This window comes from Lactobacillus gigeriorum DSM 23908 = CRBIP 24.85 (genome assembly GCF_000296855.1).
Taxonomy (GTDB): domain Bacteria; phylum Bacillota; class Bacilli; order Lactobacillales; family Lactobacillaceae; genus Lactobacillus; species Lactobacillus gigeriorum.
The window spans coordinates 12,663-38,028 of sequence record NZ_CAKC01000095.1 but is presented as its reverse complement, the minus strand read 5'-3'; the positions used below and the strand labels follow the sequence as shown (position 1 = coordinate 38,028).

At 36.9% G+C, this 25,366-nt stretch carries 33 protein-coding genes, 1 other RNA gene and 1 other annotated feature; of the genes, 2 read left to right on the top strand and 32 right to left on the bottom strand.

What is annotated here, in order from left to right:
* The first annotated feature begins 2 nt into the window (after nucleotides 1-2).
* The gene (locus tag BN52_RS09420; RefSeq protein WP_008474333.1) at nucleotides 3-1,934 is read left to right on the top strand and encodes an ABC-F family ATP-binding cassette domain-containing protein; all 1,932 of its coding nucleotides are present in this window, start codon (nucleotides 3-5) and stop codon (nucleotides 1,932-1,934) included.
* 80 nt (nucleotides 1,935-2,014) lie between these two features.
* Here BN52_RS09420 and BN52_RS09415 read toward each other — a convergent pair whose 3' ends face one another.
* The 32 genes from BN52_RS09415 to BN52_RS09270 form a co-directional block, all read right to left on the bottom strand.
* Nucleotides 2,015-3,502, bottom strand: a complete 1,488-nt coding sequence (locus BN52_RS09415) for a glycoside hydrolase family 1 protein (protein WP_008474332.1) — start codon at nucleotides 3,500-3,502, stop codon at nucleotides 2,015-2,017.
* Nucleotides 3,503-3,612: 110 nt separating this feature from the next.
* Nucleotides 3,613-4,656: a tRNA (adenosine(37)-N6)-threonylcarbamoyltransferase complex transferase subunit TsaD gene (tsaD, locus tag BN52_RS09410; RefSeq protein ID WP_008474331.1), complete on the bottom strand. Its 1,044-nt coding sequence runs from the start codon at nucleotides 4,654-4,656 to the stop codon at nucleotides 3,613-3,615.
* A 1-nt stretch (nucleotide 4,657) separates the two neighbouring features.
* Nucleotides 4,658-5,230, bottom strand: a complete 573-nt coding sequence (rimI, locus tag BN52_RS09405; RefSeq protein WP_040473539.1) for a ribosomal protein S18-alanine N-acetyltransferase — start codon at nucleotides 5,228-5,230, stop codon at nucleotides 4,658-4,660.
* A complete protein-coding gene (gene tsaB, locus BN52_RS09400; RefSeq protein ID WP_008474329.1) occupies nucleotides 5,214-5,951 on the bottom strand; it encodes a tRNA (adenosine(37)-N6)-threonylcarbamoyltransferase complex dimerization subunit type 1 TsaB in 738 nt (245 codons plus the stop codon). Before tsaB ends, rimI begins: the two co-directional genes overlap by 17 nt.
* Nucleotides 5,952-5,959: 8 nt before the next feature.
* The gene (locus BN52_RS09395) at nucleotides 5,960-6,703 is read right to left on the bottom strand and encodes an acyl-[acyl-carrier-protein] thioesterase (protein WP_008474328.1); all 744 of its coding nucleotides are present in this window, start codon (nucleotides 6,701-6,703) and stop codon (nucleotides 5,960-5,962) included.
* Nucleotides 6,704-6,706: 3 nt separating this feature from the next.
* Nucleotides 6,707-7,561 (bottom strand): 16S rRNA (cytidine(1402)-2'-O)-methyltransferase, encoded by an 855-nt coding sequence (rsmI, locus tag BN52_RS09390; RefSeq protein ID WP_008474326.1) that lies wholly within the window; start codon nucleotides 7,559-7,561, stop codon nucleotides 6,707-6,709.
* A gap of 1 nt (nucleotide 7,562) precedes the next feature.
* Nucleotides 7,563-7,904: a DNA replication initiation control protein YabA gene (gene yabA, locus BN52_RS09385; protein WP_008474325.1), complete on the bottom strand. Its 342-nt coding sequence runs from the start codon at nucleotides 7,902-7,904 to the stop codon at nucleotides 7,563-7,565.
* A gap of 11 nt (nucleotides 7,905-7,915) precedes the next feature.
* Nucleotides 7,916-8,776 carry a DNA polymerase III subunit delta gene (locus BN52_RS09380; protein ID WP_008474324.1) on the bottom strand — a complete coding sequence of 287 codons (861 nt, stop codon included), beginning with the start codon at nucleotides 8,774-8,776 and terminating at the stop codon, nucleotides 7,916-7,918.
* Nucleotides 8,776-9,096, bottom strand: coding sequence for a cyclic-di-AMP receptor (locus tag BN52_RS09375; RefSeq protein WP_008474323.1), 321 nt, complete (start codon nucleotides 9,094-9,096; stop codon nucleotides 8,776-8,778). The genes BN52_RS09380 and BN52_RS09375 overlap by 1 nt, the downstream gene beginning before the upstream one ends.
* Before the next feature lie 14 nt (nucleotides 9,097-9,110).
* Nucleotides 9,111-9,749, bottom strand: a complete 639-nt coding sequence (gene tmk / locus BN52_RS09370) for a dTMP kinase (RefSeq protein ID WP_008474322.1) — start codon at nucleotides 9,747-9,749, stop codon at nucleotides 9,111-9,113.
* Nucleotides 9,750-9,852: 103 nt separating this feature from the next.
* Nucleotides 9,853-10,086 carry a YaaL family protein gene (locus BN52_RS09365; RefSeq protein ID WP_008474321.1) on the bottom strand — a complete coding sequence of 78 codons (234 nt, stop codon included), beginning with the start codon at nucleotides 10,084-10,086 and terminating at the stop codon, nucleotides 9,853-9,855.
* 10 nt (nucleotides 10,087-10,096) lie between these two features.
* On the bottom strand, nucleotides 10,097-10,696 hold the full coding sequence (gene recR, locus BN52_RS09360) for a recombination mediator RecR (RefSeq protein WP_008474319.1): 600 nt from the start codon (nucleotides 10,694-10,696) through the stop codon (nucleotides 10,097-10,099).
* Nucleotides 10,697-11,026, bottom strand: coding sequence for a YbaB/EbfC family nucleoid-associated protein (locus BN52_RS09355; RefSeq protein ID WP_008474318.1), 330 nt, complete (start codon nucleotides 11,024-11,026; stop codon nucleotides 10,697-10,699).
* Nucleotides 11,027-11,051: 25 nt separating this feature from the next.
* Complete coding sequence (dnaX, locus tag BN52_RS09350) at nucleotides 11,052-12,773, bottom strand: DNA polymerase III subunit gamma/tau (protein WP_008474317.1); 1,722 nt, start codon at nucleotides 12,771-12,773, stop codon at nucleotides 11,052-11,054.
* A 55-nt stretch (nucleotides 12,774-12,828) separates the two neighbouring features.
* Nucleotides 12,829-12,927: signal recognition particle sRNA small type (gene ffs, locus BN52_RS10000), an RNA gene on the bottom strand.
* A 9-nt stretch (nucleotides 12,928-12,936) separates the two neighbouring features.
* A complete protein-coding gene (gene tadA / locus BN52_RS09345; RefSeq protein WP_040473537.1) occupies nucleotides 12,937-13,449 on the bottom strand; it encodes a tRNA adenosine(34) deaminase TadA in 513 nt (170 codons plus the stop codon).
* Complete coding sequence (locus BN52_RS09340; protein WP_008474315.1) at nucleotides 13,450-14,076, bottom strand: class I SAM-dependent methyltransferase; 627 nt, start codon at nucleotides 14,074-14,076, stop codon at nucleotides 13,450-13,452.
* 75 nt (nucleotides 14,077-14,151) lie between these two features.
* A complete protein-coding gene (rplL, locus tag BN52_RS09335; RefSeq protein WP_008474314.1) occupies nucleotides 14,152-14,514 on the bottom strand; it encodes a 50S ribosomal protein L7/L12 in 363 nt (120 codons plus the stop codon).
* Nucleotides 14,515-14,563: 49 nt separating this feature from the next.
* Entirely contained in the window at nucleotides 14,564-15,073 is a 510-nt protein-coding gene (gene rplJ / locus BN52_RS09330; protein ID WP_008474312.1) for a 50S ribosomal protein L10, read from the bottom strand.
* Nucleotides 15,074-15,109: 36 nt separating this feature from the next.
* Nucleotides 15,110-15,232, bottom strand: a sequence feature (ribosomal protein L10 leader region).
* A 70-nt stretch (nucleotides 15,233-15,302) separates the two neighbouring features.
* Nucleotides 15,303-15,995 carry a 50S ribosomal protein L1 gene (rplA, locus tag BN52_RS09325; protein ID WP_008474311.1) on the bottom strand — a complete coding sequence of 231 codons (693 nt, stop codon included), beginning with the start codon at nucleotides 15,993-15,995 and terminating at the stop codon, nucleotides 15,303-15,305.
* 78 nt (nucleotides 15,996-16,073) lie between these two features.
* A complete protein-coding gene (gene rplK, locus BN52_RS09320; protein WP_008474310.1) occupies nucleotides 16,074-16,499 on the bottom strand; it encodes a 50S ribosomal protein L11 in 426 nt (141 codons plus the stop codon).
* Between the two features lie 121 nt (nucleotides 16,500-16,620).
* Nucleotides 16,621-17,175 (bottom strand): transcription termination/antitermination protein NusG, encoded by a 555-nt coding sequence (gene nusG / locus BN52_RS09315; protein ID WP_008474309.1) that lies wholly within the window; start codon nucleotides 17,173-17,175, stop codon nucleotides 16,621-16,623.
* A 108-nt stretch (nucleotides 17,176-17,283) separates the two neighbouring features.
* A complete protein-coding gene (gene secE / locus BN52_RS09310; protein ID WP_008474308.1) occupies nucleotides 17,284-17,454 on the bottom strand; it encodes a preprotein translocase subunit SecE in 171 nt (56 codons plus the stop codon).
* A gap of 7 nt (nucleotides 17,455-17,461) precedes the next feature.
* Nucleotides 17,462-17,611 carry a 50S ribosomal protein L33 gene (gene rpmG, locus BN52_RS09995; RefSeq protein WP_009559759.1) on the bottom strand — a complete coding sequence of 50 codons (150 nt, stop codon included), beginning with the start codon at nucleotides 17,609-17,611 and terminating at the stop codon, nucleotides 17,462-17,464.
* A gap of 135 nt (nucleotides 17,612-17,746) precedes the next feature.
* A complete protein-coding gene (locus BN52_RS09305; protein WP_008474307.1) occupies nucleotides 17,747-17,965 on the bottom strand; it encodes a P8 family protein in 219 nt (72 codons plus the stop codon).
* Between the two features lie 56 nt (nucleotides 17,966-18,021).
* A complete protein-coding gene (locus BN52_RS09300) occupies nucleotides 18,022-18,588 on the bottom strand; it encodes a sigma-70 family RNA polymerase sigma factor (RefSeq protein ID WP_008474306.1) in 567 nt (188 codons plus the stop codon).
* 155 nt (nucleotides 18,589-18,743) lie between these two features.
* Nucleotides 18,744-19,493, bottom strand: coding sequence for a 23S rRNA (guanosine(2251)-2'-O)-methyltransferase RlmB (gene rlmB / locus BN52_RS09295; RefSeq protein WP_008474305.1), 750 nt, complete (start codon nucleotides 19,491-19,493; stop codon nucleotides 18,744-18,746).
* Nucleotides 19,480-19,923, bottom strand: coding sequence for a Mini-ribonuclease 3 (locus tag BN52_RS09290; protein WP_040473536.1), 444 nt, complete (start codon nucleotides 19,921-19,923; stop codon nucleotides 19,480-19,482). Before BN52_RS09290 ends, rlmB begins: the two co-directional genes overlap by 14 nt.
* The gene (gene cysS / locus BN52_RS09285) at nucleotides 19,916-21,340 is read right to left on the bottom strand and encodes a cysteine--tRNA ligase (protein WP_008474303.1); all 1,425 of its coding nucleotides are present in this window, start codon (nucleotides 21,338-21,340) and stop codon (nucleotides 19,916-19,918) included. Before cysS ends, BN52_RS09290 begins: the two co-directional genes overlap by 8 nt.
* A gap of 90 nt (nucleotides 21,341-21,430) precedes the next feature.
* Nucleotides 21,431-22,918 (bottom strand): glutamate--tRNA ligase, encoded by a 1,488-nt coding sequence (gene gltX / locus BN52_RS09280; protein WP_008474302.1) that lies wholly within the window; start codon nucleotides 22,916-22,918, stop codon nucleotides 21,431-21,433.
* Nucleotides 22,919-22,991: 73 nt separating this feature from the next.
* Complete coding sequence (gene radA, locus BN52_RS09275; protein WP_008474301.1) at nucleotides 22,992-24,368, bottom strand: DNA repair protein RadA; 1,377 nt, start codon at nucleotides 24,366-24,368, stop codon at nucleotides 22,992-22,994.
* Nucleotides 24,368-24,919, bottom strand: coding sequence for a dCTP deaminase/dUTPase family protein (locus BN52_RS09270; protein ID WP_008474300.1), 552 nt, complete (start codon nucleotides 24,917-24,919; stop codon nucleotides 24,368-24,370). Before BN52_RS09270 ends, radA begins: the two co-directional genes overlap by 1 nt.
* A 95-nt stretch (nucleotides 24,920-25,014) precedes the next feature.
* On the opposite strand from BN52_RS09270, the gene BN52_RS09265 reads away from it, so the two are divergent.
* The gene (locus BN52_RS09265; RefSeq protein WP_008474298.1) at nucleotides 25,015-25,323 is read left to right on the top strand and encodes a hypothetical protein; all 309 of its coding nucleotides are present in this window, start codon (nucleotides 25,015-25,017) and stop codon (nucleotides 25,321-25,323) included.
* The last annotated feature ends 43 nt before the right edge of the window (nucleotides 25,324-25,366 follow it).

Genomic DNA, 25,366 nt, shown 5'->3' with positions numbered 1-25,366 from the left:
TTATGATTATTGCACAAGGGCACGAACTAGAAAAACAATTCGGTGCCACAACTTTATTTAAAAATGTAAGTTTTTCAATTGATTCAAATGCGCGAATCGGACTAGTTGGTCCTAATGGTGTGGGAAAAACCACCCTTTTGAAAATGATGATGGGAATTGAAGAGCCTACCAAAGGTGAATTTACCGTTAACCGTGGGATTCAAGTTGGATATATTGCTCAGGAAAATGCCCTCAACGAAGATAAAACCATTTGGGATGAAATGAACGACGTGTTCGCTGGATTAATTACCAAAGGTAAGAAAGTAACTGCATTACAGCAACAAATTGCTGATCATCCTGAAGATCAGGAACTATTGAAACAATATGATCAATTGCAGTTTGATTTTGAACAGGCTGGCGGTTATACCTATCAAGCTGATATTAAAAGTATTTTGAATGGCTTCAAATTTTCCGAAAATACTTGGCAGAAACAAATTTTATCGCTATCTGGTGGTGAAAAAACTCGTTTGGCTTTTGTAAAGCTCCTGTTGCAAAAACCACCATTGCTTTTATTGGACGAGCCAACTAACTACTTGGATATGGATACGTTAGATTGGCTAGAAGGCTTTCTCAAGAATTATCCTGGAGCAATTTTAGTGGTTTCTCACGACCAGTATTTCCTTGATCATTTAGCTACGCAAATTTTTGAATTGCAATTTGGTAAATTAACAACCTTTAAGGGAAATTATTCCCAATATCAGGCTGAGCGTGAATTGCGCGATCGCCAACAAGAAGCTGCCTACGAGAAGCAACAAGAAGAAATTAAAAAGGAAGAAGAATTTATTCAAAAGAACCTGGTTCGGGCCTCTACTACTAACCGTGCCCAGAGTCGGCGTAAACGATTAGAAAAATTAGAGCGAATCGATCCTCCAAAACATCAAGCTAAGGTTAAGATTCATTTTAGTAGTGATCATCCCTCAGGAAAAGAAGTTTTAATTCTAAATGATTTGTCGATTGGTTATCCCGAGAAAACCATGATTGAAGATATTTCTTTCCAAGTAAATCAAGGAGACCGCGTCGCGATCATTGGTCCTAATGGGATTGGAAAATCTACCTTATTAAAGACAATTATGAAGCAGCTTCCAATCAAACATGGCACGATTAAATACGGCGCAGCTCTTGATATTGGTTACTATGACCAAGAACTTCAAAGTCTTGATCCTAAAGAAACCGTCTTAGATACTATCTGGAATCGTCACAAAACTATGCCTGAACGTGATGTTCGCTCAATTTTAGCCAGCTTCTTATTTACTGCTAAAGATATTGACAAGACGGTTGGGCAATTATCTGGTGGTCAAAAAGCTCGTCTTACTTTAACGGTTCTCTCGCTTGAACACAACAATTTCTTGTTGATGGACGAACCAACAAACCACTTAGATATCGAAGCTAAGGAAGTTTTAGAAGATGCTCTGAGAGACTACGACGGCACGATTTTGTTCGTCTCTCACGACCGTTACTTCATTAATCAATTGGCAAACAAGATAGTCTCTGTTCGCTCAGGACATGCGAAAATTTATGAAGGTAACTATTCCTACTACTTAGATGAAAAAGCTAAGCAAGCAGCTGGTTTAACACCTAGTGAGGTAGCCAACGACGATGTAGTTGAAGAAAACAAGAAACCTGTTTCGCAACAAAAGCTATCGTATCAAGAACAAAAGCTACGTGATTCCCAAAAACGAAAGCTAGAACGTAGAGTCGAGAGTGCTGAAAAATTAATTGGCGAACTAGAAGAAAAAATTTCTAATATTCAAAATGAAATGGCAAACCCAGAAATTGCTACTAACTTTGATAAATTAGGACCTCTTCAGGAAGAACTTTCAGCAAAGCAGAAAGAACTAGAACAAGCAAATTCTGAATGGGAAGAGGCCATGCTTGAACTAGAAGATTTTGAATAATTTTACAAGATAAAAACACCAAACCATGCTTTTTAATAGTTTGGTGTTTTTACTTTGGATTATTTTTAGCAAAAAAGATTTTAGTTAGTTAAATCTTCTCCTTGGCTGGCAATGACTTTCTTGTACCAATAGAATGAATCTTTTGGTGTACGAGCCAACGTACCTTTACCCTCATCATCTTTATCGACATAAACGAAGCCATACCGTTTGCGCATCTCTCCAGTACCTGCACTAACTAGATCAATGCATCCCCACATGGTATATCCCATAAGATCAACACCATCAATGGTAATAGCATCTCTCATTGAAGAAATATTTTCTTGAAGATATTCAATCCGATAATCATCGTGAATCTTACCATCTTCCGATACTTGATCAGCCCAGCCAATACCATTTTCTACGATCCAAAGTGGCTTGCGATAACGATCATATAAAGTGTTCAATGCTAAGCGTAAGACTGCAGGGTCAGTAGCCCAACCCCAGGCATTAGTCTTCAAATAAGGGTTCTTAACGCCCATAATGAAGTTTCCACCATCATTGCCATCAACTTCATGAGTCGTAACAGTTGTTGAGCCATAACACGAGAAGGACAAGAAGTCTGCAGAATAATTTTTGATTAAATCATAATCTTCTGGACGATCATCTAACTTAATTCCTTCACGTTCATAATATTTCAAACGATAATTTGGATAATATCCACCCGTTTGAACGTCTGAGTAGAAGAAAGTATCTTGCATTTCTTCCATGACAAGCAATTGATCTTTAGGATCACAAGTATAGGTATAGCGTGGACCATATGCTAGCATTTGCCCAACCTTGATCTCAGGATCAATTTCCCTAGCTGCCTTAACTGTTAAACTTGAAGCAACAAATTGATTATGAGCTGCTTGCGCTTTGTTTTGTGGTGTGGGATCGGTTACGCCACCAGCCATAAATGGCATAAATTCCATGCAGTTAATTTCGTTAAAGGTCAAATAATACTTTACTAATCCTTTATAACGCTTCATAACTGTTGTTGCATAGTTAACAAAGAAGTCGATCAAGCTACGATCTACCCAACCACCATAGTTAATAGCTAAAGCAAGTGGCGTTTCATAGTGAGATAAGGTAACTAACGGTTCAATTCCATACTTTTTCAATTCTTGGAAAACTTTTTCATAGAAAGCCAAGCCTTCTTCATTCGGCTTTTGATCATCGCCATTAGGAAAAATTCTGGCCCAATTGATTGATAATCTGAAAGTCTTAAAGCCCATTTCAGCCATTAACTTAATATCTTCTTGATAATGGTGATAAAAATCGGTAGCTTCATGTGATGGATAATAGTAACCATCTAGAACTGCTGGAACCGCTCCGTTTGGGAGTCCCTTTTGCCCAATTTCAAAGAAAGATGTCGTTCCTGTTTCACCAGTATCAGGATTCTTCCATGTAACACGACGAGGTTCAGTGTGCGAGCCATTCGTTAAAACATCAGAAGTCGAAAGACCCTTTCCACCTTCTAAATATGCACCTTCGTATTGATTAGCAGCGGTTGCGCCACCCCATAAAAATTCTTTTGGAAACTTAGCCATAATTTTTCTCCCCATTAATTGTACTTTTTAAATTAATTATAATAGAAAAGGCTTTCATTGGTAAGATCAAAAAAGCCCAAGCCTTTCAGCTTGAGCCCTATACAAGTCTTTTAATTCAACATTGTTTCTGCATATGGTAATTCCATTGATGGATCTGCATTTAATGACAAGTCAGCAAATTTTCCAGCTTGATATAAATTATAAGCAGCAGCTCCAATCATTGCTGCATTGTCTCCACATAACTTTAATTCCGGCAAAATAACTTTTGGCTTATCAGCCAATTTTTCGATCTCACCAGCCATTCTTTCTCTTAATCCTTGATTGGCAGCCACTCCACCGCCTAGAATGAAAGTTTTAGGTTTATATGCCTTAATTGCTCTAATTGTTTTATAAGCTAAAACATCGACCACAGCAGCTTGGAAACTAGCTGCCAAATCGTATTTATCCAATTCTTGATGGATCTGATCTGCATGATGGCAAGTATTAATAAAAGCACTCTTTAGACCAGAGAAAGAAAAATCATAATCATCGTCTTCCATCATTGCTCTTGGGAAATTAAAAGTATCTTTTCCCTTATGTGCCCACTGATCAATAGTTTTACCAGCTGGATAGTTAACTCCTAGCACGCGACCAATTTTATCATAGGCCTCACCAGCCGCATCATCACGAGTATCACCAATGATTTCAAAATGAATCGGATCTTTCATCAAGACAATCTCAGTATGGCCACCTGATACTTGCAATGCAAGGGCAGGATATTCAATTTCATCTTTCAATTGAGCCGCCATAATATGACCCATAATGTGGTCAACTCCAATTAGCGGAAGTCCTGTTGCCATTGATGCAGCTTTGGCTGCACTTACTCCAATCAATAGCGCTCCAACTAAGCCTGGTCCAGAAGTTACTGCAATTGCATCAATATCTTGCCAACTAACTTCGGCTTCGCTCAACGCTTCTTTAGTAATTTGGCTGATTACTTCAATATGGTGGCGACTTGCAACCTCAGGAACTACGCCTCCAAATCGTTGGTGACTTTTAATTTGGGTAGCAACGATTAAACTTTCAATTTCTCTACCGTTTTTGATAACAGCCGTTGAAGTTTCATCACATGAACTTTCATAAGCCAAAATGCGTACATCTTTTTCTTGCTTCAAATTACTTTTCCCTCTTCTTCAATCGATGCGGTTTTAACCACAGCACCATATTAATTGCATCAAGTTGTAAATCACAATAATAATTTTTACGAATAAATAAGGCTTCAAAACCTAATTTCTTATAAAGCTGTTTAGCTTTTTCGTTGTCAATTCTTACTTCCAAGCTTACTAATTCACTGCTTTTTTGACGGGCCAAATCAATCATTAGCTCCATTAGCCACGTGCCAATTCCTTGATTTTGAAAATCTGGAACAACTGACAGATTAGTAATATGGGTTTCTTTTAAATAAAATCTTGCTCCAATAAGGGCAACTAATTGCGATTCGTGATAAACCAATAGATAAAGTGAATTATCTTTTCTTAGTTCGCTTCTAAATTTTCCTATGCTCCAAGTAGCTACGCCATGATAGACCTCGGTCTCAAAAGCCATTAAAGTTGGAATATCTTCTTCTGTAGCCTCCATTACCTGGAAAATTTGATCATTAATAGTCGCAACAAATGGGGTAAATTCAAATCCTAAATCAGTTTTTAGTGGATGAAAAAAATTGTTAAGTTGTTTAAACTTCTTCAACATAATCACTATCTTGACCAAATGGCTTCCCAGTTCGTTTATGCCAATCAACTTCAGCTTGAGTACGTCTCAAATAGCGCGGTAAAAGCACATCAGGATCTACTGGTACTTCATTCATTGCTAACTTACCAATAAAACCAGCATGAATTTCATTTTCACTTTGACTGCCAAAGCTAACCGTTACTGGCAAATCAGCAAAAACTTCTGCTTTGTCCTGAACTCCTGTTCCAACTACTGTAATTACTTCAAGCTTTTGCTCATCAATATAAGTTTTAATTACTTCTATTAATCGATCTAAGTGATAGTGCCCATCTGGTATAACTTCGGTTAATTTTTCACCTTGCTTAAAATAGCCCCCAGCAAAATAATTATCATTACGCGCATCCAGAGCCGTAATAATTAAGCCATCATTCTTAGCGCCTTTGGCCAATGCTGCTAAAGTAGAAATTCCTACTACTTCTTTGTTCAAAATACTACCAAACATCTTAATAGTTGTAATGCCTATTCTTAGACCTGTATATGAGCCTGGTCCAATCGCTACTGCAAAACGGTCAATATCAGCTAAGGCTAAATCATTTTCTCTTAAAATCTCAGCAATCATTGGATCTAAATGTTCACTATGATTGCGTTGATCTTCTTCATTTTTTTCACTTATAACCGTTAAGCCGTCATTTAAAGCCACACTTAAATGATTGGTGGCAGTTGTTACACTTAATATTTTCAATTCTAACCCTATTCCTTATCTAGATTTTGCCATTCAATTCGACAAACTGCAGCTTCATTAGCATCATTTTTTATTACATGATGGGAAATCACAATTTGATCTTGCTGTTCAAGTTTTATCAACGATTCTGGACACATACCGTATTTTAATTCTTGATCAAATTTTAAATCAATAGTTTTTACTGTATATTGATGTAAAAACTCACGATCCAACAAATCTATCAACCAGTTAAAATAATGACTATTAGTCAGATGATGGTTAGTATCCAAATCGTAATAAGTAACGCGATAAGTTTGCCCACGATCATATTGTTCAAGTGGCCGGAGTCTTGGAAAACGTGGCATCTTTTTTAACAGTGGTGCCTTAATATTTTGCATCAAGGTTTCATCAGTTGGTACCATTTTTCGTTTTTCCAAATCAAATAAAACCCATTGACTATTTACTGTTATTAGTTTTTCGCCAGCTTGATCAGCAATCCAGAAATCACGATAAGCCAAAAAGCGATTGTATCCAATCGCTTCCGTACCGATTATTACTTCTTCCAATGGTTTAGGTAATCGCGTCACTTCAATATGATATTGCGTAACTACCCATCCTAAACCACGTCCAACCAAATCACTGGCACTTGCTTGGGCAAGCTGCAATTGACGCTCAGAAACTTGCATCAGCAAATCCATCATTGCTGTTAGCTTAAGCTGGCCACATTCATCGCATTCGTTATATTCAATTTTTCTGTTTTCAGTATATTTCATTAATCAATCTCGATGATAATAATCGTAAAGTTCATTCTTAGAAACATTATTTTTTTCAGCTATTTGTTTAATCGCATCTTTTTTGCTAGCACCTGAATCAACTGCTTGATTTACTTGGGCTACCAAGTCATCCCAGTCAAGTTCAACCTCAGTATTAGTCGCTGGCGAAACCAATAAGACAAATTCTCCTTTTGGAGCATTTTGGTCAAAATGTTCCAGAAGTTCACTACAAGTACCACGAACAAATTCCTCGTGAATTTTCGTTAGTTCTCTTGCTGCAACAATTTCACGTTGTTCCCCTAAGACTTCAACCATATTATGTAGGGTTTTCACTAAACGATGAGGTGCTTCATAGAAAATCGAAGTAGCAGGCGCAAGTTTCATTGCTTCAAAGTATTGTCTTTGTTCAGACGCCTTTCGAGGTAAGAAGCCATAATATGTGAATGGTTGGGCATCAAAACCAGAAGCTATTAGTGCTGTAGCAAAAGCTGAAGGTCCTGGAAGGGGTACGACTGGAATATCATTTTTGATACATTCTTGAACTAAAATAAATCCTGGATCAGAAATTACTGGCATCCCTGCATCGCTTATTTCAGCAATCACTTTTCCTGATTTCATCATTTCTACTAGCTCAGGTGCCTTTTTCTTCGAATTATACTTATGAAAAGAGATCATTTGATTCTTAATGCCCAATTTTTCAAGTAAAATCCCACTTGTTCTTGTATCTTCAGCAGCTACATAATCTGCCTGCATTAAGATTTTTTTGGCACGAATAGTAATATCTTCTAAATTTCCAATTGGAGTTGGTACCAAATATAACTTGCCACCATCATCTGCATAACTACTTTGTCGTTGCATTTTAATTCCTTTTTCTCTTTTTCTTAACGCCAAAATTATCAAGGATATCTAAGCAAAACATACAATCTGAATTGATATCACGATGAGATCCATAATACATATTACAAATGTGATATCCAGAATTATAGATCTTCTTCAACGATTCCAAACCACTCTGAGTTTTGACAATAGTTCCCTTTTTTGCCGTCAATTTATCGAGTTTTTCACGCAATAATTGATTTTCAACCTTGAGCTCAGTACTTTCCTTTAAGATCTCAAGAATATCATTTTCAAGACTTTCGATGGTTTGCGTCATCTTTTGCATTGAATTATGCAGTTGCTGCAACTTTGAATATGGATCCACTTAAAACACACCTACCTCTTTATCTGTAAGGCTAAATAATCCAGTAAATTACGAAGATTAACATTGCTCATGCGCATTTTGTCAAGTTCCATTATGTATTTTAGCATATGCAAGCCATTTAATCTGGTACTTTCCTGTTGAAAATCAGACTCAGCCAAATACTTAAGCCGAAGCAAAACATAATTTTGTCCAGTCTTACCAGTTACTTGCATTGCTAGTTTATGAGCACTCACAAGCGCTAGATCATTGCCTTCGGTTACTTCTTGATAGAAATACTTAATTTGTTGATTCAGCTGATTTAAATCGCCTAATTCGGCTAGCTCATCTTCAGAAAATCCATTGGCGATTAAACTATCTTGATCTCCCGATAAGACATTATTATCTGTAAATTTGATAATCTGTGTTCTAGAACGAATCGTTGGCAAAATCTGATCAACATTATTGGTTAATAAAATCGTCACTACTGGGGCTACTGGCTCTTCTAGCAAATTAAGTAAGGCATTAGCGGCCGATAAAGTTAGACTTTGAGCTTGTTCTATAATGAAAAAGCGAATCGTACTTTCAACTGGACTCTTCGCCAATTCTTCCTTAAGAGGTCTAATTTGATCAATACTAATACTTTGACGATCTTCTAAGGTAACAGCTAAAAGATCAGGATGATTTCCCGATAAGATTTGCTGACAATTCTGGCAGTTTCCATCCGGCTTATCTGTGCCTTGGCAATTGTAATAACATGCTAGCCAATATGCCGTATTACGAGCAATTGCTGGATCATTAGCTACAAAAAGATAACTGTGCGCCATTTGCCCACTATCCACAGCCTGACGCAAGATTTGAGTTTGCTTTTGATCGATGTGTTGTAAATTTATCATTAGAATTGCTTAAATTCATCTACTGGAACAACAAAACATGTTGCCCCACCAACAGTTACTTTAACCATCTGCGACATTTCCAATCCAGATGAAATAATATTAGGTTGAACATATTCTTCTCTAGCTTGAGATTTTTCTTTAATTACTGATAAAACATGATCAACTTGTTCATCTTGCGTACCAATCAAGAAAGTAGTATTTCCCTCGCTTAAAAAGCCACCTGTAGTTGCTAATTTAGTTGCACGAATATTTTCCTTGATAAAAGCGCGTTGTAATTTGTTAGAATCTTCTTTTTGAACAATTGCTACAATAAGTTTCATCAAAATCACTCTTTCTAGAATATCTCTGGTAATCTATTCTTAATCGTTGCAATAGCTTCCTCAGTTACTTCCTCTACTGGTCGATCAGCCTTTATTACCACAATTCGTTCAGGATACCGTTTAATAATCTCTTGATAGCCAGCATACACTCTTTGGTGAAAAGCTAATTTTTCACGTTCCAAGCGATCCTCATCATCTGGTCTAACTTTTTTAATTCTTGCTAACCCTTTTTCTGGTGCAATGTCAAAAAATAAAGTTAGGTCTGGACTTATTCCTTCGGTCGCAAAACGATTTATCGCTGCAACCTCGCTGATTCCTAATTCGCGTCCTGCACCTTGATAGGCAAGTGAACTATCAACGAATCGATCAGAAAATACTAATATCCCTGAATTTAAAGCCGGCTTAATGACTTCTTGAATCAATTGGCTTCTTGATGAAGCATATAACAATGCTTCTGTTCTTGCGGACATTTGATCATTTTCTGGATCAAGGATCAATTTACGAATTTTTTCTGCAATTTTCGACCCACCGGGCTCTCTAGTCACAAGATATTGTGGTTTAAGTTCTGGTTCAAGTTGCTCCAAAACTTTCTTCATTACCGTACTTTTTCCCGCACCATCGGGACCTTCAAAGCTAATAAACTTACCCTTCATAAAATCCTCCATGTGTCTATTCTACAGAACTTTAGAAAAGATTAACAGTAATTTACCACAATCACTTTAGGATAAAATAAAAAAGTTCACGAGCTGTGAACTTTTACTGAGTAATGGCATTAGTAATACCACTAAATCTTGTGTGTCGATGACGAGCTTCATTATATAAAAAACTATATTTTGCTCGTAAAATTTTGCTGGCAACCAAATTATCATCAGACATATCCAAAGTTGTCTGATCTAAGCCCTGCTGGAACGAAATTTGATTCTGCAGTTTTTCTACTAAAGCGACCAGCTTTTGATCGCCCTCTTCTTTAATTTTATCTGTTTTTTTCATAATTCTTAGCCTACAACGACGTTCTCCCTTGAACAGCACGTTTCAAAGTAATTGAATTTGCGTATTCAATATCGCTACCAACAGCTAGTCCAGCTGCTAATCGCGTAACTTTTATGCCCGAAGGCTTAATCAATTTACTGATATACATTGCGGTAGACTCTCCTTCTGGGGTTGAGTTCAATGCAATGATTACTTCCTTAACTTTGCTTTGCTTTTGCAAACGTACAATCAACGACTTAATGTTTACCTCTTCAGGTCCAATTCCATCCATTGGTGAAAGCACGCCATGAAGAACATGATACAAACCATCATATTCTCCCATTTCCTCAAAAGCCATCAGATCCTTAGGTTGTTCAACCACCATAATCGTACTTTGGTCTCGAGCAGAATTCTGACAAATTGCACATGGATCCTGTTCAGTAATATTTCCACAAATAGAGCATTGGTGCAACTTAGTCTGCACATTTACTAAAGCATTAGCAAAATCATGAACATCTTGTTCAGGCATATCAAGCGTATAAAACGCCAAGCGTGTAGCTGTTTTTTCACCAATACCTGGCAATTTCATATAAGAATCAATTAGTTGAGCAATTGGCAATGGATATTGCAATTAGATCAAACCTTTCGTATATTTTCCTAGACTTTGTTGAGTTGCACTGTCAATTTCTGACATTCCTTTATTAACTGCATCAATAATTAAATCTTGAAGCATATCTGAATCTTCAGGATCAATCGCTTCAGGATCAATTGTAATTTCTTTTAATTTTCGATCACCAGTAAAAGTAGCAACAACTAAATCATCAGCTGATTTACCTACAAATTCTTGTTTAGTAATATTTTCTTGTTCTTCTTGCATTTGTTTTTGCAACTTTTGAGCTTGCTTCATCATTTGTTGCATATTCATTCCACCCATAGCTCCAAAATTTGGTCTTCTACTCATAATTTTCAATCCTCTACTATTCTATTTAATCTTTTATTTCCGCCAAATCTCCGAATAATTCTTTGGCTTTCGCAACAACTTTTTGATCAGCCTCATTGCTATTTACCGTTTCATCTTCTTCAATTTGTTGACGCTTTTTGGCAATTAATTGCTGACGATGGGTTTTGACATATTCATTTCTAACATCAAGCCAATCATCGTCTGGTACCAAAACAATATCATACGTGTGTTTAGTAAATTGTTCAATATACGACGTCAGCTTGGCAAGTAAATCATCATCTGCACTTGCTTTTTCGAACCACAACGTATATTTACACTTCATAACTACTTGATCATGGCTAGCTGCAACTGGCTCAAGCACATCTAATAATGCCCGTTGAGAAACTTCAAGTACCGATTGCAAATCTGGCCATACATCCTTGATCGTCGCTAAATCATTTTTAGTAGCATTCTCAAGCACATGATACACTTGTTTACGATTATTGTTAATCGAAGTAGCTGGTTTTGGTATGTCATGCTGACTAGGGGTGGCTTGTTTACCACTAGCGACATTAGCATTTGCTGCTGGACGTTTCTTTAATTCCTGAACTTGCTTTTGCAAAGATTCTATTTGCTGTCGTAATTGACCAATTTCATCGCTTAAATCACTATTCCCAGTATTAAGTGAAATTGGTCGATAAATACTGGCTTGTACTAAAAATACTTCTAGTGGAATTTGCTGCTGATTAGTATAACGCAAATCATTTAAGGCAGCGTTTGCCAAATCAACAAGTTTAAACAGCTGTTCTAATTCATAGTTTCCAATTTGAGTAAGGAAATCTTTAGTAATAAATTCGTTTGCCTGTTCTTGCTGCGTTTGTTTAGCTATTAATGCCTTTGTAGTTAAATCTATTAATTCATCTAAAATATTTTTTGCAGTGGCACCCTCATCTTGCAATTCTTTTGCTTGCTTAAGTGCTTCACCACTGTTAGCTGACAAAATTTTCAGCAAAAGCTGTTCAATTTTCTCTTTAGCAGCAAAACCAGTAATTTGTAAAGCATCAGTATATTTGACACTCTTTTGCTCATAGCTCAGTAATTGATCGAGGATGCTTAACGCATCTCTCATTCCCCCATCTGCTACTTGTGCGATTACTGCAATTGCATCATCTTCATATGAAATCTGTTCCTGTTCAAGAATAAATTTCATTCGCTTCTCTAAGTCAGCTTTTGAAATCCTTTTAAAATTATACCGCTGTGTCCGTGAAATAATCGTAGCTGGTACTTTTTGGAGTTCTGTAGTTGCTAAAATAAACACTACATGAGCAGGAGGTTCTTCTAATGTTTTAAGCAATGCATTAAAGGCACCCATCGAGAGCATATGAACCTCATCGATAATATAAACTTTATATTTCCCCTGTGTTGGCGCATATTTTACTTTATCGCGAATTTCGCGAATTTCATCAACCCCATTGTTAGAAGCTGCATCAATTTCAATGATATCGGCTAAAGCACCTTTATCTGCAGCCAAACAGTTAGGACACTCATTACATGGTTCCCCATCCTGTAAATTTGTACAATTCAAAGCTTTAGCAAGTATCTTGGCACATGAGGTTTTACCAGTTCCTCTAGGTCCTGCAAACAAAAATGCATGGGAAATCGTATCGCGCACAAGCGCATTCTTTAGAGTCTCTGTTATGGCCTCCTGACCGATTACACTATCAAAAGTGCGTGGACGCCATTTTCTATATAGTGCTTGATAAGCCATAAAGTCCCTTCCCTAGTAAAAAAACTCCTAACTCTTTAAAAGAGTTAAGAGTTTTGTAATTCTCTCAAAAAAGGCACATGCCTGAACAACCTTAGTGCTGCTACCTTCCGGTTCTGACACAATTCAGAGGTCAAACATTGCCCAACAACTATGATAACGTATTTTAGCCTTTTTTGCCACCATCTTTGGCCATCAATTTAATCTTTTTTTGCTCAGCGCGTATCTTTCTAAAAAAATTTGTTAATAACTCTCCAGCTTCTTTGCCGTAAAGCCCTCTGATAACTTGTGGATGATGATTAAATTTTTTCACAGTAAATAAATCAATTACACTACCAGCCGCACCAGCTTTAGGATCAAGCGCTCCAAAATAAACCGTTTTTATTCGTGAATTAATGATTGCACCTGCACACATAGGACATGGCTCTAAAGTTATAAATAAACTACAATCAATCAAGCGCCAAGTACCCAGTTTGTCACAGGCTTGTCTAATAGCAATCATTTCTGCATGTTGTGTAGCGTCTTGATCCAGTTCACGGCGATTATATCCTCTACCGATTATTTCTCCATTTGGATCAACTACTATAGCTCCAATAGGTACTTCGTTCTGAGCCTCAGCTTTAGCCGCCTCTTGAAAAGTAGCTTGCATGTACATTTTTTTTGCTTCACTTGAAAACAATTATCTTTCCCCGTTATTATTGCTTGCTTGCAAAATATAATAGCCCTTGTCTCTAGTTAAAATTGTACAATTGCCATAAACACTTTCCATCAATTTTCGAGCACTTGGCTCTCCCTGCTTCTTTTGGATAACAACTAATAATTTTCCATCTTCAACAAGATGGTTCTTAGCTTCAGCAATAATCTTAGAAACGACTTTCTTCCCGGCTCTAATAGGGGGATTAGTTAAAATCAAGCCAAATTTACCAACGACTTGATCATAACAATCAGAACTATAGATATTTACATTAGAAATTGCATTTTTTTCTGCATTTTGTTTTGCCAATTCTAATCCACGTGTATTAACGTCAATCATATCAACTGTTTGATCAGGCCAAAATTTAGCGGCGAATAAACCAATTGGACCATAACCAGTACCCACATCTAATATATTTTGACTTGGGAAAGGCACTGTTTGCATAGCCTTGATCAAAACTGTTGAACCATAATCTACTCGCATTTTCGAAAATACACCAGCATCAGTTAAAAAATGCAAATTAGTATTTGAAATTTGATAATTAATTTCATGAATATCATGTTTTGCATCTGGGGCAACTGCAAAATACATTTGATTCTTCTTTTCAGACATAGTTTCCTCAATTTTTTGCAATTAAAACAAAAAAGCAGGCTGGTAATCCAGTCTGCTTTTAGGCGTTAGCTATAACTATTTAACAGTTACAGTAGCACCAACTTCTTCAAGCTTAGCCTTGATGTCGTTAGCTTCGTCTTCTGAAACGCCTTCCTTAACGTTCTTAGGAGCACCATCAACAAGGTCCTTTGAGTCCTTAAGGCCAAGTCCAGTAATGTCACGAACAACCTTAATAACCTTAACCTTTTCTTGACCTGCTTCAGTCAATTCTACATCAAATGAAGTCTTAGCTTCAGCAGCAGCACCAGCACCTGCAGCAGCAACTGGAGCAGCAGCAGTAACATCAAATTCTTCTTCAATAGCCTTTACAAGGTCGTTCAATTCAAGAATTGTAGCGCCCTTCAAGTCTTCAATAATCTTAGCAGTATCTAAAGCCATTTAAGTATCCTCCGAAAATTTAGAATTTAGATATCAATAACAATAAAAACTATTCAGCTGAGCCTTCTTCTTTTTCAGCAACAGCCTTAACAGCATAAGCGAAGTCACGTACAGGAGCTTGCAATACAGAAACAAGCATTGAAAGTAATCCTTCGCGACCAGGAATAGCAGCAAGTTCCTTAATTTGTTCTTTAGAAGTTAACTTGCCTTCAAGTACACCACCCTTGATTTCGATAGCTTCAAAATCATCTTCGTACTTAGAAACGATACGTGCAGGTTCAGTAATGTCGTCAGCGTTGTCAGTGTAAACAACAGCAGTAGGACCTACAAAAGTATCTTCAAGGCCTTCAATACCAGCCTTAGCAGCAGCACGTCTTAAGTAAGTGTTCTTAACAACCTTCATCTTAACATCATTATCACGAAGGTCCTTACGCATGTTGGTTACTTCTTCAACAGTCAAACCTAAGTAGTTAATGATCAAGATAGCCTTAGCACTTTTAAGTTCTTCAGCAAAAGCGTTAACGAACTTTTCCTTTTCAGCAATAGCAGCTTTACTCACTCGATTTCACCTCCACGATTACATTGATAAATTCTATAAGGCCTAATTAAAACTCCATGCCGAAAGACATGGAGCATTGAAATCTTCATTATCTTCTGGCCTCGGCGGGATTTTGAGGCATCACGCCACCCGAGTCTTAGGTAGAATTTACTTTAATTAGTATAGCAACTCTTTTCACTAGATGCAAGAAGAAAATAAAAATATCGACCAAAAGGTCGATATTAATTTATTAGTCTAAATCTAATGGGTTAAGCTTGATACCAGGGCCAAAAGTTGCAGCAACAGCTACACTCTTAATGTATTGACCCTTAGCAGCAGCAGGACGTGCACGAACAATAACGTCGCGCAAAGCCTTAAAGTTTTCAGCCAATTGTTCTTCAGTAAATGATACCTTACCGATAGCAGCGTGAATAGAAGCTTGACGGTCAACACGGTATTCTACTTGACCAGCCTTAACATTCTTAACAGCCTTTTCAACGTCCATAGTTACAGTACCAGTCTTAGGGTTTGGCATTAAACCTTTAGGTCCAAGAACACGACCCAAACGACCTACTTTAGCCATCATCATTGGAGTTGCAACAACAACGTCAAAGTCCAAGTAACCGTTTTGAACTTTTTCTACCAATTCATCTGAACCGACTTCATCTGCACCTGCAGCTTTAGCTTGTTCAGCTTGTGGGCCTTCAGCAAATACGATAACCTTTTGTGACTTACCAGTACCGTTTGGCAAAACAAGTGAACCACGAATTTGTTGGTCAGCTTGCTTTGGATCAACGCTCAAGTTGTATGAAACTTCAACTGAAGCATCAAAGTTTGCGTATGAAGTTTCTTTAACAAGCTTCATAGCTTCGTCTACACTGTACAACTTAGTTGAATCTACCTTTTTTGCAGCTTCTAAATATTTCTTACCATGCTTTGGCATGTGATTTCCTCCTTGTATATGTGGTCAGACGAGCTCTCTCTAAGCTCTCCCACCTAATATGTTACCTAAATAACAGGATTAGTCTTCGACTTCGATACCCATACTTCTAGCGGTACCTTCAACCATGCGCATAGCAGCCTCAATGTCAGCAGCGTTAAGGTCTTGCATCTTAGTCTCGGCAATTTCCTTGACTTGAGCCTTGGTTACCTTACCAACTTTCTTGGTGTTAGGTTCACCAGAAGCCTTGTCGATCTTAGCAGCTTGCTTAAGCAATACTGGTGCTGGTGGAGTTTTAGTAATGAATTCGAATGAACGATCTTCATATACAGTAATAACAACAGGGATAATCATGCCCTTTTGATCAGCAGTTCTAGCATTGAAGTCCTTAGTAAAACCTACAATGTTAATACCTGCTTGACCCAATGCAGGACCAACTGGAGGTGCAGGTGTTGCAGCACCAGCTGGGATTTGTAATTTAACAACGTTAATAACTTTCTTTGCCACGGTCAAAACCTCCTTGATTCCGTGATGCGGTTAAAATGGAGAATTTACCTAATTCTCCTCCCACAGTAATAAAGATACGTCAATTATCTTATCATCGTTTATGAGCAATTACAAGTCTAAATTACTCTCCATCATAATCTTTTACTTGATCGTAATCCAATTCAGCGGTAGTTGCACGACCAAACATGTCGATTGAAACATAAACCTTAGCCTTATCAGCTTGAATGTCAGTAATCTTACCAACCATTCCACTAAATGGTCCTTCAGTAATGGTTACCGTATCTCCAATATTAAAGTCAATTGTTGGCTTTTGAGTTGATTTTTCTTCTAAGTTCAACAGACGTTCAACTTCTTCCTCTAATAATGGAGACGGCTTAGAACCACCACCGTGTGAACCAACAAAACCCGTTACGTTTGGAGTATTTCTTACAATAAACCAACTTTCATCAGTCATTACCATTTCAACTAAAACGTATCCTGGGAAAATCTTTTCATCGATATCTTGTTTTTTACCACGTACAGTTTCAGTCTTCTTTTCTTCAGGAACCATTACTCTGAAAATGTAGTCTTGCATCCCCATACTTTGAGCTCTTGAAAGCAAGTCAGACTTTACCTTATCTTCATATCCTGAGTATGTATGAAGCACATACCATTTCTTTTGCGCAGTTTCTACCATTACTTTTCTCCTTTTTTGGCAAACAAAAAAACCTCGCTATGAGGTTTTGCTTTTCATCAAGAATGATTATAACACGGAAAATCATTCTTTGGCTATTAAGTATTTTAATTACATTACTATTTGTGTCAAAGAACTAAATGCCCAATCTAAAAGACCTAAATAAGCAGCAAATAAGATTGAACTAACAATAACCACGCTAGTATCGCGTCTATTTTGCTTAAAAGTAGGCCAAGTAACTAATTTCATTTCCTTAGCTACGCTTTTGAAGAACTTAATCATTTAATTCTTACCTCGTTTCCTTATGTAACGTTTTCTTACCGCAATGCTTGCAGAACTTGTTAAGTTCAAGTCTCTGCGTCCGATTATTATTTGCGGTGATTGAGTAGTTGCGTGACCCACAAACCGTGCAGGCCAAAGCTGCTTTTTTCACTGCCATAATTTCACTTCCAAACTGTTGTTAATTCTACCAGGATTTATCTAGAAAGGCAATCTAAAAAAGACAGCCATGAAGATCATGACTGTCTTGGTGATCAATCAATGCGTGATCACTGTGCGTAGAATATTTTTAGAATTACTTCTTAAGATTTTCGTTGACGAAAGCTTCAATCTTTTCATCAGAGTCTTTTAAGAACGGAAGCATTGCTTCCTCCGTCTTCAAGGTATCTTTACCATTCTTTTCCATGAAGTAGTCCCAGAGTTCATCTCTAACTGGGTTAGTTGAGTCGCTCCAATCAAAAACTTCCTTCATTTGACGGTCTAACACTGCAGTCTTAATTACTTCGTCTGCCATCTTAAATTACCTCCTAAAATCATTCTACGCTTTTATTATACAACTTTTTCATCCTGCTAACGCAACGCTTTAAGAAACTTTTTGTAAACTCGATTACGCGCACTTTTCAACTGACCTAGATTTATTTGATAATTTTTTATCGCTTCTTCATCAGTTAATTTTCCAACAAAAACCAAAAAAGCAATTAACTCAATTTTTGATAGCTTGGGGACAAACTTACGCCCTATTTCGTCCATACTAATATCAAGTAATTCAGATTCGCAAACTAAATGATCTAATTCTTCGGGATTTTCAACGACTAATTCATCGAACGAAGTATGCATTCGTTCCTCCAAACGACGTTCTGCCATTTGAAACCGAATTAATGATTTTAGCCGATTATGTAGTCGAATTCTAAAATATGGTCCGAACTTTCCGCGCTTTTTTTGAAAAATCTTAGCCGACTCATAACAAGTAATCCTTGCTTCTTGCATAAGATCTTTATCATCATAGCCATAAATACAATATTTTTTCTTAGCTTTTCTGACAATTGGCTGATACATTTGAAAAAGTTCCGCTAATGATTCATCATTACCCTCACTTATTTCTTTTATTAATTGTTCCTCATCCTTTGAGTATTGCACTCTTCCACCTCGTTATAGATAAACTTGTATTTATCTTATGAGCTTACTCAGTGGAATTAAATATCTTAATCCAGTAAATGGAACATAATCACACAATTTATCTAGCAATTCAGATATATTGCATCGACTTTGTTTCATATTTGCAAAATAAAAAATTATTTTTCTCTACTGGTTAACATTTGATAGAGCAAAACACCTGTTGCAACACTTGCATTTAACGATTGAACATGACCAACCATTGGCAAAGTCAACATTTGATCCATTTGCTTTTTCAATAATGGTGCGATTCCTTTTCCCTCATTACCAATAACTAAAACTGTCTTGCCTTTAGCATTCCATTGTCGGTAATCAGTGCCCTTCATATCAGTGCCGAAGATCCAAAAGCCTCTTTTTTTGAGCATGGTAGTTGTTTGCACCAAATTATTTACTCTTGCAACCGGAATATAATCAATGGCTCCAGTTGATGTTTTAGCAACAACAGATGTCAGCCCTGTAGCATGACGCTTAGGAATAATTACTAAATCAACTCCAGTTGCATCAGCAGATCTTAAGATTGAACCTAAATTATGTGGATCTTCGATTGAATCCAACATCAAAATAAACGGTTCATGATTCTCTTGTTCAAATTTATCAAGAAGAGTGTCTAAATCAGCATAATCAAAACTAGCTACGGCAAGAACTAATCCCTGATGATTACCACCATCAACTAAACGATCCAATTTATTTTTAGGTACATTTTGGATGATTAAGCCTTTGCTTTTAGCAAGGGCAACTACCTGATTAGCAAATTCCTGTTGTACCCCTTGCTGTAAAAATACTTTATTAATCCGATTGGCACCCTGAGTTTTTAAAAAATCAATCCCTGCATGACGACCAAAAACAAATTCACTATTATTCGAAGTCATAACCATCTAAGCTACCATCCTCTACCTTTTCAATACACCATTTACAAATTTCACTTACTCTATCATCTTGGTCATCTAAAGCTAAATATCCTATCATAGCTTCAAATCCAGTTGATAATTGATATGTTCTTAGACTAGTATTCTTAGCTTTAGTATAAGTCTTAGCATTGCGTCCACGTTTAAAAGCTGTTAATTCAGCTTCAGCTAAATAATTGTCATCTTGCATTTTTGTGATAAGTGCTGCTTGAGCTTTAGCAGAGACATAATGGGTAGCTTCTCTTTGCAAAACTTGCGGTTTAACTATCCCCGCTTTAATTAGATGTCTACGGATAAAAACCTCATAAACTGCATCCCCATAATACGCCAAAGTTTGCCCACTCAAAACATTGGCATCTAGCTTAGATTCTATCAACTTTCGCATTTTATTCACGAGTCCACCTTGTTCCTTGAGGAGTATCTTGTATTATTACTCCCATTGCTTTCAATTCATCACGAATTTGATCACTTTTTGCCCAGTCTTTGGCTTTTCTTGCCTCATCTCTTGCTTGAACTAAAGCCTCAATTTCTTGATCATCTTGACCAGCATTATTAGCGACCAATTTAGTTACATCAATTCCAAAAATTTCAAGCCATCCAGTCAAAGATTGTTTGAAATCGGTTAGGGCTTCCTTATCAACGTTTTCGTCATTAAGATTTGCATTAACTATTGGCAACAAATCATAAATCGCTGTCAAAGCATTTTGTACATTGAAATCATCATCCATTGCAGCAATGAATTTTTCCTTAGTCTGTATAAGAGCTTTACGAACAGCATTAGATATCTTACTTGCAATTTGGTCATTTAATCTAAAGTCAAGATTATTCAAGATATTTTTGAACCGCTCTAAAATTTTAGCAGCCTGTTCTAAGTTTTCAGTAGAATAATTTATTTGTCTTCGATAATGGACACTTGCCATAAAGAAGCGTAAGACTTGTGGATCTATTTCCTTAATGATGTCATGCACAGTCACGAAATTATGCAATGATTTCGACATCTTTTCTTCGTCCTTACCGACAGTGACAAAACCATTATGCATCCAATAATTAACAAATTTCTTTCCTGTCTTAGCTTCACTTTGAGCAATCTCATTTTCATGATGAGGAAATTCCAAATCTTGACCCCCACCATGAATATCGATCGTTTCTCCCAAATGCTCCGTAGCCATTACAGAACATTCAATATGCCATCCTGGTCTTCCCTTTCCCCAAGGTGAGTCCCAAGCAATTTCATCAGCGGCTTTTTGTGCTTTCCAAAGTGCAAAATCAATTGGATCTTCTTTTCTATTCTGTTCTTCTATATTAATATGTTGCGAAGCACCTTCCTCCAATTGATTGATATTTTGATCACTTAATTGACCGTAAGCTTTAAATTTCTTTGCGCGATAATAAACATCGCCTTCTGCTTCATAAGCATAGCCTTGGTCGATCAATTTTTCGATAAAAGCAATAATGTTAGCAATTTCTTCTGTAGCTCGTGGATGTAAACTAGCTGGTTTAATATTTAACGCTGTCGTATCCTCCAAATAAGCAGCAATAAACTTTTCTGCCAACTGACCAACGGTAATTCCTTCCGCCCGAGCTTCATTGATCATCTTGTCATCAACATCAGTAAAGTTAGATACATACTTAACATCATAACCTCGATATTCGAGATATCTCCGAATCGTATCAAAAGCAATTGCACTACGCGCATTTCCAATATGAATATAGTTATAAACCGTTGGTCCACAAACATACATACTTACTTTTCCTGGAACCAATGGCTTAAATTCTTCCTTTTTTCGCGTCAACGTATTATAAATTTGCATAATCGGGATCCTTTCTATGCTTGCTTTCATTTTAACAAAAAAACTAGAAAATAGCTGATTGCCATTTTCTAGTTTTTGAGTTAACCGTCATTATTGCATTTGCTTCAATGTTAAGTCCAAATGTTCTAAGACACGTTCTTTGCCTAATAATTCCATTGCTTCACCAATTCCAGGTCCTACCATCGATCTAGTAGTTGCAATTCTAATTGGCATAAACAATTTTCTTCCCTTAACTCCAGTTTCACGACGAGTTGCTTGAATTGCACTCATAATTTGAGCTGAAGTAAATCTTGGAATGAGTTCCAATTGTTTTCTGAATTCCTCAATGACAGCACGACCATCATCATTCTTTAATTCCGCTAATTCTTCTTCAGTCAGATTCTTAGCATCTTCAAAGAAGATCTTAGTCATATCAACGATTTGTTGAGTATATGACATTTGAACTGCATAAATATTTACCAATTGACGGATCCATTCCATCTTCTCAGGAGTTGGTGTCTTTTCAACTAAGCCTGCTTCTTGAAGGTTATTCAAAGCTAAATCAAGCAATGTATCACGATCAGCTTGCTTAATATATTGGTTGTTAACCCATTCAAGTTTCTTTTGATCAAAAGCAGCTGGTGACTTAGACAAACGTTTTGGATCAAATTGCTTAATGAATTCTCGTTGTGAGAAAATTTCATTTTCACCAATAGGTGACCAACCAAGCAAAGTAATGAAATTAAACATTGCATCTGGCAAATAGCCTAATTCACGATATTGTTCGATGAATTGTAAAACAGATTCATCACGCTTAGAAAGTTTTTTACCAGTAGCAGCGTTAATAATCAAAGTCATATGACCGAACTTAGGTGGTTCCCAACCTAATGCTTCATATACTACTAATTGCTTTGGCGTATTTGAAACGTGGTCGTCACCACGAAGAACGTGGGTAATTTCCATCAAGTGGTCATCAACAACTACGGCAAAGTTGTAAGTAGGCATTCCATCACGCTTTTGAATAACGAAGTCCCCACCAATGGTATCAGATTCAAAACTCAAATGACCTTTAACAATATCATCCCATTCATAGGTTTCCATTTCTGGAATGTGAATTCTAACAACTGGCTTCAAGCCTTTAGCTTCTGCTTCTGCTTGCTTTTGCTTGATTTCTTCAGCAGTCATGCCTTCATATTCATAAGTATAGTGAGGAGCAATTCCCATTGCGCGTTGTTCTTCACGTTGAGCTTCAAGTTCCTCTTCAGTCTTGTATGAATAGTAGGCTTTACCTTCATCAAGCAATTGTTGAATGTATTTATTGTAAATATCTTTTCTTTCAGATTGGCGGTAAGGGCCGTATTCTCCACCCTTATCTGGACCTTCGTCCCAATCGATACCTAACCAGTGAAGGTTTTCCATTTGTGATTCTGATCCACCTTCAACATTACGCTTTTGGTCAGTATCTTCAATTCTTAAAACAAAAGTACCCTTGTTATGACGAGCAAATAAATAATTAAACAATGCAGTACGTGCATTACCAATATGCAAGTGTCCTGTTGGACTTGGAGCATATCTTACACGAATTTTTTCTTTAGCCAATATTCATGCCTCTTTCAAAAATAGTAAACTTAAACAATCTTAGTTTAACTGTATTAAATAAAAAGTTCAATTCCTAGCCGAAAACTAATTTCAAAGCTTGAGGAATACTTGCAATTGGAATAACTTCAATCCCAAGATTAGCAAGATCAGACTGGTAATTATGCTTAGGAATAAAAATTCGCTTAAACCCTACCTTACCAGCCTCTTTCACACGAGATTCGATCTTATTTACTCTCCGTATCTCACCAGTTAAACCAACTTCTCCTACAAAACAATCTGTAGAAGAAATTTCTTTATTAGTATAACTAGATGCCACCGCCATCACAATTGCCAAATCAATTGCGGGCTCATTTAATTTAATCCCACCAGTTGCGGTAAGATAGACATCTTGATTTTGGAGCATCAAGTTACCACGTTTTTCTAAAACAGCTAACAACAAAGCGGCTCGATTGTAGTCAATGCCTGAAGTAGTGCGTTTAGCATAACCAAAAGCAGTTGGAGTAACTAAAGCTTGAATTTCTGCAAGCAACGGTCTTGTTCCTTCTAAGGATACGACTACTGCCGAGCCAGTTGAATTAGGTAAACGTTGATCAAGAAAAATTGCTGAGGGATTGGACACCTCGCGCAATCCTTCATTAATCATTTCAAACATGCCAATTTCATTTGCTGCTCCAAAACGATTTTTTACTGAGTGAAGTATCCGATAAGAATGATGCTCATCACCTTCAAAATACAGCACCGTATCTACCATATGTTCTAAAATCTTAGGACCCGCAATAGCACCTTCCTTAGTTACGTGTCCTATTACAAAAACAGTTATGGCATCCAGTTTAGCAATTTTCATCAATTCGCTAGTTACTTCTCTAACTTGTGATGCCGAGCCGGTTACTGAATCCAAACTAGGTTCATTCATGGTTTGAATCGAATCAATGACTAAGAAGTCAGGTTTAACCTCAGCAATTTGATCTCTAATTCGTTCCATATCTGTTTCTGGATAAAGCAACATATTGTTGTCGCCAATCCCTAATCGATCAGCTCGCAACTTAATTTGACTTGCCGATTCTTCCCCAGAAACATATAAAACTTTATATTTGTTAGCAAGATTGCTCATAACTTGTAACATTAAGGTAGATTTTCCAATACCCGGATCACCACCAATTAAGATTAATGAGCCTGGAACGATTCCTCCACCGAGTACTCGATTTAATTCACTAAAATCAGTAGTAATTCGTTCTTCCTTTTTTGCCTTAACCTCACCTAGTTTTACCGGTTCATTAATACCAGTACTCTGAATCAATTGACTAACTGGCTGCTTGCCTGATCGCTTTCTAGTTTCTTGGGTTTCCTCTTCAAATTGATTCCAGGCACCACAATTAGGACAGCGTCCTAAATAACTAGCCGAAATATAACCACATGAACGACACTTATATCTAACTGAAGTACGTGCCATTACATCTTTCCTTTCTCATTAGTTGATCCAAAACCACTAACACGTTCTCTTGATACTGGATCATCACTATCTGTTTTTAGATACTTGATAAATATTCCTTGAGCGATTCGATCACCCTTGTGAATATGCAATGGTCGAACGCCATAATTAAGCACTTGAACAAAAATTTCGCCTTCATTTTTGGAATTGTTATAATAATCGGCATCGATCACCCCAATTCCATTAGGCAATGCCAAATTCTTTTTAAAAGTATTTGAAGACCGATTAGCCAAAATTAAGACTTCATCTTCAGGCATATACGCTTTTATGCCTGTTGGCACTAAAATTGGTTTTAAAATATCTTCACTCATTTCATAATCACGTTCATATAATTGGTGGCCATTTCTGATTAAGCGAAAAATTCTTACAAAATTCAATCGCCAAATACTAGGGATAACCATATCAACCGCTGAAGCTAAGTCATAGCCTGCACTGGCTAAGGTTTGTCTTCTAGGTAATTCGATTCCCTGATCAGCATATTTTGAGACGACTTCAAATCCACGTATTTTCATAAATTCACCTAAAATCTTTTAAATCACTTGATCCATATTTTACAATAAGAATTGTAATTCTACGGATTTTTTTATTAAGTTTAGGAAGATTTTTTATGACAAAGCAAACAACAACTACTAAAACCTTTGAACAACTCAATGAAAATGGTACTCCCATCTACCGCTGGACGATGGAGCTCATTAAGCGTCAAGGCAAAAAAATATGGGTAATGAACCACCTTTTTCTTAATCCTGATTATGACCAAAAAGCGATATTTGAACACGCAATCACAGCCTTAAGATCATTTATTGTTCAACAAGAATTACCAATCTGGCCTTTAGATCCGCTGGTAATTGATTATTTTGAGCTCAATGCTGATGAAGAATTAAAAGCGTACTGGTATCATCAACCTGCAAAGCAATAATAGACTAAATGGTATAAATGATTTAAAATATTAATAAAAATAT